Source organism: Kitasatospora sp. NPDC059817 (genome assembly GCF_042731835.1).
Classification (GTDB): Bacteria; Actinomycetota; Actinomycetes; order Streptomycetales; family Streptomycetaceae; genus Kitasatospora.
In genome coordinates, this window is sequence record NZ_JBHWIR010000205.1 from 1 (window position 1) to 6,358 (window position 6,358).

The 6,358-nt window shown below is 73.1% G+C and carries 6 protein-coding genes; 4 read left to right on the top strand and 2 right to left on the bottom strand.

All coding sequences use genetic code 11. The annotated features are described in order from the left end of the window. Nucleotides 1-193 precede the first annotated feature (193 nt). Together pip and ACFV61_RS30285 are read left to right on the top strand one after the other, a co-directional pair. On the top strand, nucleotides 194-1,147 hold the full coding sequence (gene pip, locus ACFV61_RS30280) for a prolyl aminopeptidase (RefSeq protein ID WP_380495078.1): 954 nt from the start codon (nucleotides 194-196) through the stop codon (nucleotides 1,145-1,147). Between the two features lie 152 nt (nucleotides 1,148-1,299). After that, the gene (locus ACFV61_RS30285) at nucleotides 1,300-2,298 is read left to right on the top strand and encodes a YdcF family protein (protein WP_063346039.1); all 999 of its coding nucleotides are present in this window, start codon (nucleotides 1,300-1,302) and stop codon (nucleotides 2,296-2,298) included. 150 nt (nucleotides 2,299-2,448) lie between these two features. On the opposite strand, the gene ACFV61_RS30290 is transcribed toward ACFV61_RS30285, so the two are convergent. Beyond that, nucleotides 2,449-3,033, bottom strand: a complete 585-nt coding sequence (locus ACFV61_RS30290) for a PaaI family thioesterase (protein WP_380495080.1) — start codon at nucleotides 3,031-3,033, stop codon at nucleotides 2,449-2,451. A 201-nt stretch (nucleotides 3,034-3,234) separates the two neighbouring features. Between ACFV61_RS30290 and ACFV61_RS30295 the strand changes: the two genes are divergently transcribed. Next, complete coding sequence (locus ACFV61_RS30295; RefSeq protein WP_380495082.1) at nucleotides 3,235-4,677, top strand: PHB depolymerase family esterase; 1,443 nt, start codon at nucleotides 3,235-3,237, stop codon at nucleotides 4,675-4,677. Nucleotides 4,678-4,700: 23 nt separating this feature from the next. Here the strand turns inward: ACFV61_RS30295 and mca are convergent, their stop codons facing one another. Beyond that, nucleotides 4,701-5,642, bottom strand: coding sequence for a mycothiol conjugate amidase Mca (gene mca, locus ACFV61_RS30300; RefSeq protein WP_380495084.1), 942 nt, complete (start codon nucleotides 5,640-5,642; stop codon nucleotides 4,701-4,703). Between the two features lie 126 nt (nucleotides 5,643-5,768). Between mca and ACFV61_RS30305 the strand changes: the two genes are divergently transcribed. Continuing rightward, nucleotides 5,769-6,358, top strand: a 590-nt coding sequence (locus tag ACFV61_RS30305; protein WP_380495086.1) for a TetR/AcrR family transcriptional regulator, incomplete at its 3' end; no start/stop codon positions are given.

Consider the following 6,358-nt stretch of genomic DNA (forward strand, 5'->3'; position numbering starts at 1 on the left):
CTATTCTTGTCATAACGGCGACCCCCCGGGTTCGCCACCCGCGTCCCCCTCCAACACCCCCGCCCCCCCCCCGGGGGGCCCCCCGCCCGCGGCCCCCCGCCCCGGGCCCGCCGAAAATCCGCGGCCCGGCCTGCGAGCGCCCGCTAGGGTCTGTCCGGGCACCCCGGCCGCACATCCACGGAGGAGTTCCGCGATGCCCGAGCTGCACCCCCACTACGAGCCCTACGCACAAGGCCTGCTGGACGTCGGAGACGGGCAGCGGATGCACTGGAACGCCTCCGGCAACCCGGCGGGCAAACCCGCCGCGATCGTGCACGGCGGGCCCGGGTCCGGCCACCGGCCGGGCGCCCGGCGGTACTTCGACCCCGAGCGGTACCACGTGGTCCAGTTCGACCAGCGCGGCTGCGGACAGAGCCTGCCGCACGCCGCCGACCCGGCGACCGGGCTGGAGCACAACACCACCGAGCGGCTGATCGCGGACATGGAGCGGCTGCGCGACCACCTCGGCATCGAGAAATGGCTGCTGTACGGCGGCTCCTGGGGCTCGACGCTGATCCTCGCCTACGCCCAGGCCCACCCCGAGCGGGTCTCCGAGATCGTGCTCTGCGGCGTCACCACGACCCGCCCCGAGGAGACCGACTGGCTCTACCGGGGCGTCGCCCGCTTCCTGCCCGGCCCGTGGGAGGAGTTCCGGAACTTCCTGCCGGCCGCCGACCGCGACGGTGACCTGGTGGCCGCCTACAGTCGGCTGCTCAACAGCCAGGACGAGACCGTCCGGCGGGCCGCCGCGAACGCCTGGGCCACCTGGGAGGACGCCGTCATCGCGCACGAGGCGCTGGGCAAGCCGAACGCCTACAGCGACCGCCCCGCCGACGCGCTGATGGCGTTCACCCGGATCACCGCGCACTACTTCGCGCACCACGCGTTCCTGGCCGACGGCCAACTGCTGCACGACGCCGGACGGCTGGTCGGCATCCCGGGCGAACTGATCCACGGCCGACTGGACCTCGGCTCGCCGCTCGACACCGCGTGGCGGCTGACCCGGGCCTGGCCGGAGGCCCGACTGACCGTCATCGACGAGTCCGGGCACACCGGGAGTCCGGCGATGACGGAGGCGGTCCTCGCGGCGATCGAGCGGTTCGCCTGACCTGCCCGCTCGTCCGGTCCCCTTGTCCGGTCCGTTTGCCCAGTCCGTCTGCCCAGTCCGCCTGCCCAGTCCGTCTGCCCAGTCCGCCCGGCCGGTTCGTCCACGGGCGGACGGGCGGTTCACGCGAACGGCCTCCGCCTACGATACGAAGCATGATCGCCTATGTCCCAGCCGCCCTGTTCTTCCTGTTGTTCGGAATCGGGGTACTACGCGACCGCCGCCAGTTCAGCAATGCCGTCCTGCTCGGCATCGCCGTCTCCCTGCTCGCCCTCGCCCTGCTCACCGAGCTGCGCAAGGCGCCCACACTGGTGATGGAACTGGCGGCGGTGGCGATCATCCTGCTGCCGGCCCTCGGCACGGCGGCCCTGGTCTGGTTCCTGATCGCCAACGGCCTGACCATGATCCGCAAGGAGGGCAGACGGCCCGCCAACCTGCTGTCCCTCCTCGCCGGTCTGGGCATCCTCGCCGTCATCGCACTGCTGCTCGCTGCTCTGGCCACCCGCTCGCCCCGGCTGGGCGTACTGGCGGGCACCGCCGTCCTGGTGGTCGGCTACATCTCCTTCCTGTTCGTCTGCTTCGTCGGCTACGCATTCCTCTACGGCCGCCACCGGCCGCGCCGGAACGTGGACTTCGTGGTCGTCCTCGGCTCCGGTCTGATCGGCGGCGAGCGCGTCCCGCCGCTGCTGGCCAGCCGGCTCGACCGGGGCCGGGAGGTGTACGACAAGCAGGCCGCGCGCGGCAACCCGCCGGTGCTGATCACCTCCGGCGGCCAGGGCCCGGATGAGAAGCTGCCGGAGTCCCACGCGATGGCCGACTACCTGACCGGGCGCGGCTTCCCGGCCGAACACATCGAGCGCGAGGACCGCTCCCGCACCACGGAGGAGAACCTGCTCTTCAGCAAGGCCATCATGGAGCAGGCCAAGCCCGACTACCGCTGTGTCGTGGTCACCAACAACTTCCACGCCTTCCGGGCGGCGCTCACCGCCCGCAGGACCGGCGTCAACGGGCAGGTGTTCGGCTCGCCGACCGCCGCGTACTACTGGCCGAGCGCGACGATCCGCGAGTTCGCCGCCGTGTTCCTCTCGCACAAGCTGATCAACTTCGGGATCTGCGGCCTCCTCGCGCTCTGTGGGCTGCTCGCGGCCCTCTGAACCGCAGCCGACCCCGGGCCCCGACCGCCGAAGCGACCGGGGCCCGGCCGTACCTTCAGCCGAACCTCCGTCAGGTCTCCCTCCGGTCCTCCGAACCTCTGCCCGGGCCTCCGGTCATGCCACCGGTCGGACCACCTGTCAGGCCGCCGCTCAGGCCGCCGGGCGGGGCGCCAGGATGGCGCAGGTGGTGGTGGCGTGCGCGTAGAGCTTGCCGTTCTCCACCCCGACCACCCTTGCCTCGGCCGTCGCCATCGTCCGGCCCAGATGCAGCACCAGGCCCTCGCAGCGCAGCAGCCCCGAGTCGGCGAACAGCGGGCGCAGCATGTGGACGTTCAACTGCGTAGTGGTGTAGCCGATCCCGGCGGGCAGCCGGCTCAGCACGGCGCAACCGAGCGCCGAGTCGAGCAGGGTGGCGAGGTAGCCGCCGTGCACGGTGTTCATCGGGTTGTAGAGGTGATCGCCGAGTTCGCCCTCGAACACCGCCGTGCCCGGCTTCACCTCGGTCAGATGGAATCCGAGGGTGCTGCAGATCGCCGGCTCCTGAATCCGGCCCGCGAGGATCTCGTGCAGGATCTCCTCTCCGCTCAGGCGCGGGAAGGCGGAGATCGGCGGGCCGGCCGTCCAGGTGTGGGTCCTGGTCCGGGGCACCTGGCCCTCCAGGGCCTGCCGGCCTTCAAGGAGCTCCTGGCCCTCCGGAGACATCGCGCCGCCGGGGTCTGCCTCATTCGTCGTCATGGGATCAACCTGCCTTGTTCGCGCACGCCCCTCAAGTACCTTCCGCGGTACGGCCGGCGCGCGGCCCCCGGGCATCGGACCATGGCGGTCCACGCCATGGCGGGGCGGTGGACCTCGGGTGGCCGTCACATGGCACCGGGGCACGGGGCGCGCCACGCTGCACGGCATCCGCCCCCACTCCTCCCCCACCCAGGAGCCCCCATGCCTCTCCGTCCTGCCGCCGCCGCGTTGCTGATGGCCGCCGCACTCGCGATCGGCACCACCGCACCCGCCCCGGCTGCGGCCGACACCGTGAGCGGGACCTTCCAGCAGGTCACCGGATTCGGCGCCAATCCGGGAAACCTCGCGATGTACTCCTACACCCCCGCCGGACTGCCGAGTGGCGCGCCGCTGGTGGTCGCGCTGCACGGCTGCCTGCAGACCGCCAACGACTACTACCGCAGCTCCGGTTGGACGACCTTCGCCGACCGGTACGGCTTCGCGGTCGTCTTCCCGCAGACCAGCAGTGCCAACAACAGCCTCTCCTGCTTCAGCTGGTTCGACGCGACCAAGGACGCCCGGGGCACCGGCGAGGCTGAGTCGGTGATCGAGATGGTCACCAAGGCCAAGGCCCTGTACGGCTCGGACGGCCGGCGGGTGTTCGTCACCGGGCTGTCGGCCGGCGGCGGGATGGCCTCCGACCTGCTGGCCGACTACCCGGACGTGTTCGCCGGCGGGGCGATCGACTCCGGCCTCCCGGCCCAGTGCGCGACCGCCCAGAGCGCCGCCTCCGGCTGCCAGAACTCCGACCAGGGGCTCACCCCGGCCCAGTGGGGCGACAAGGTCCGGGCCGCGTACCCGGGCTACGCCGGGCCCTGGCCCCGGGTGGCGATCTGGCAGGGCAGCGCGGACACCGTGGTCAGGCCGGTGAACGCGACGGAGCTGCGCGACCAGTGGACCAACGTCCAGGGTGTCGGCCAGAGCCCGACCAGCACCCGGAGCCTGCCGGGCGGCACCACCGAGGAGGTCTACGCCGACGCGGGCGGGCGGCCCGCCGTGGCGCTGTTCACCATCGCCGGGATGGGCCACGGGCTGGCCGTCAACCCCGGCTCCGCAGCCGACCAGTGCGGGGCCACCGGCAGCTACTTCCTCAACACGATCTGCTCCAGCTACTACACCGCGCAGTTCTGGGGCCTGGACGGCGGCACGGGGCCCACCAACCCCGGCCTGCCCGCCCCGACCGGGCTGACCGCGACCCCGGCGGGCCAGAGCTCGATCGTCCTCGCCTGGCAGGCCGTCAGCGGGGCCGCCTCCTACCAGGTCTACCGGGACGGCACGATGGCGGGCAGTGCCACCGGCCCGTCCTTCACCGACACCGGGCTCGCCCCCGGCACGTCGTACGGCTACACCGCGGCGGCGGTCGACCCGTCGGGCGCGGTGGGCACCCGATCGGCGGCGGTGACGGCGACCACCGGCGGCGGCGCCGCGCAGTGCTTCACCGACAGCAACTACAACCAGGTCCGGGCCGGGCGGGCCACCCAGAGCGGCGGCCTGACCTACGCACTCGGCTCGGGCCAGAGCATGGGCCTCTGGAACACCTTCGTGACGCACACCCTGAAGCAGACCGGCCCGGGCTACTTCGTGCTCGCCGACGGCCAGTGCTGAGCGGGCGAAACCCGACCTCCGGCTCATCCGTCCCCCTCTCCCGGGCGCAGCCCCGCCTCTCCTGAGCGCAGCCCGGCGAACAGGTCGGTCTCGGACCCCTCGCCCTCGACCGGCACCAGGCTCCGGGCGAGGTGGTAGTCCTCCGTCGGCCAGACCTCGCGCTCGATGTCCCGTGGGTGGGCCATGAACGCGACCCCGGGCTCGATCTGGGTGGCGTGCGCCAGCAGTGCCGCGTCCCGTACGGCGAACTGCTCGGCGCACGCGATCCGGGTGGTGGTGGCGAGGGCGGGCGGGGTGTCCGGCCAGTCCGCGAGCAGTGCGCCCATGCCCGAGGGGACGCCCCGCTCCGTCATCGCGTCGTGCAGGGTCTGGAACCAGGCTCTGGAGAGCGCCAGGTGGTAGTAGAGCTTCGCCGCCTGCCAGGGTTCCCCCGTCTCGGGGTGGCGGCCCGGGTCGGCGGCGGCCTCGAAGGCCTCGACCGTGACCTGGTGGGTCATCACGTGGTCGGGGTGCGGATACCCCCCGGTCTCGTCGTAGGTGACCACCACGTGCGGACGGAACTCCCGGATCAGGGCGACCAGCGGCGCCGCGGCCGCCGCCACGGGCTGGGCGGCGAAGCAGCCCGCCGGCAGCGGTTCGCCCGGGCCCGGCATGCCGGAGTCCACGAAGCCGAGGAACTGCTGGCGCACCCCGAGGATGCCCCGGGCGGCCGCCATCTCCTCGCTCCGGATCCGGGCGAGGTCCGCCCGGACCTCGGGGCGGTCCATGGCCGGGTTGAGCACCGAGCCGCGCTCACCGCCGGTACAGGTGGCGACCAGGACGTCCACCCCCTCGGCGGCGTACCGCGCGAGGGTGGCAGCGCCCTTGCTGGACTCGTCGTCGGGGTGGGCGTGGACGCTGAGCAGGCGGAGCCGCCCGGCGTGCTGGGTGAACACGGCGCCTCCGTACGTGGCCGATGTGGTCATGCGCCCTCCCCGGGTCGTCCGTCCGGCGGCCGCTCCGACCGCCCGGAAGAAACTTAGGACGGACCCAGCGATTAGGTCAAGCCTACTTTCTGGGTCCGACCCAGCGAACTGCGCTACGCTGCCCCCATGACGGAACCCACAACGGAAACCGCGACGGAAACCCTGACGGGAACCGGGGCCGCCCCGACCCTGCGCGAGCTCAACAAGCGCCGCACCCGCGAGGCGATCTCGCACGCCGCGACCAGGCTCTTCATCGAGCAGGGCTTCGACCGCACCACCATCGCCGAGGTCGCGACGGCCGCCGGAGTCGCCAAGATGACCGTCACCAACCACTTCCCGCGCAAGGAGGACCTCCTCCTCGACCTGCACGAGGAGATCGTCGGTCGGCTCGCCCGGGCGGTCGCCGAGCGTGCGCCCGGCGAGTCCGCCCTCGCCGCGCTGCGCCGCGACTGCCTGGCCGGCCTCGACCGGCACGACCCACGGCTCGGCTTCTCCGGCCCGGCGTTCGCCCGCACCGTCGCCGACAGCCCCGCCCTGGTCGCCCGGATCCGCGAGCTGCACGAACAGAGCGAGACCGCCCTGGCCGAGGCCCTGGCCGGGGCCACCCGCCCCACGACAACCGGCACTCCGCCCGGCGCGGGGCCCCCCCCGCCCGGCCGGCCCCCCGCCCGCCCCCCCGGCCCCCTCGAGAGCCCGGGGGGCGCCCGGGGGCACGC

What these genes read in the sequence shown, in the direction of transcription:
- pip (WP_380495078.1), top strand. Translation starts at nt 194, where the DNA reads ATGCCCGAGCTGCACCCCCACTACGAGCCCTACGCACAAGGCCTGCTG.
- ACFV61_RS30285 (WP_063346039.1), top strand. Translation starts at nt 1,300, where the DNA reads ATGATCGCCTATGTCCCAGCCGCCCTGTTCTTCCTGTTGTTCGGAATC.
- ACFV61_RS30290 (WP_380495080.1), bottom strand. Translation starts at nt 3,033, where the DNA reads ATGACGACGAATGAGGCAGACCCCGGCGGCGCGATGTCTCCGGAGGGC.
- ACFV61_RS30295 (WP_380495082.1), top strand. Translation starts at nt 3,235, where the DNA reads ATGCCTCTCCGTCCTGCCGCCGCCGCGTTGCTGATGGCCGCCGCACTC.
- mca (WP_380495084.1), bottom strand. Translation starts at nt 5,642, where the DNA reads ATGACCACATCGGCCACGTACGGAGGCGCCGTGTTCACCCAGCACGCC.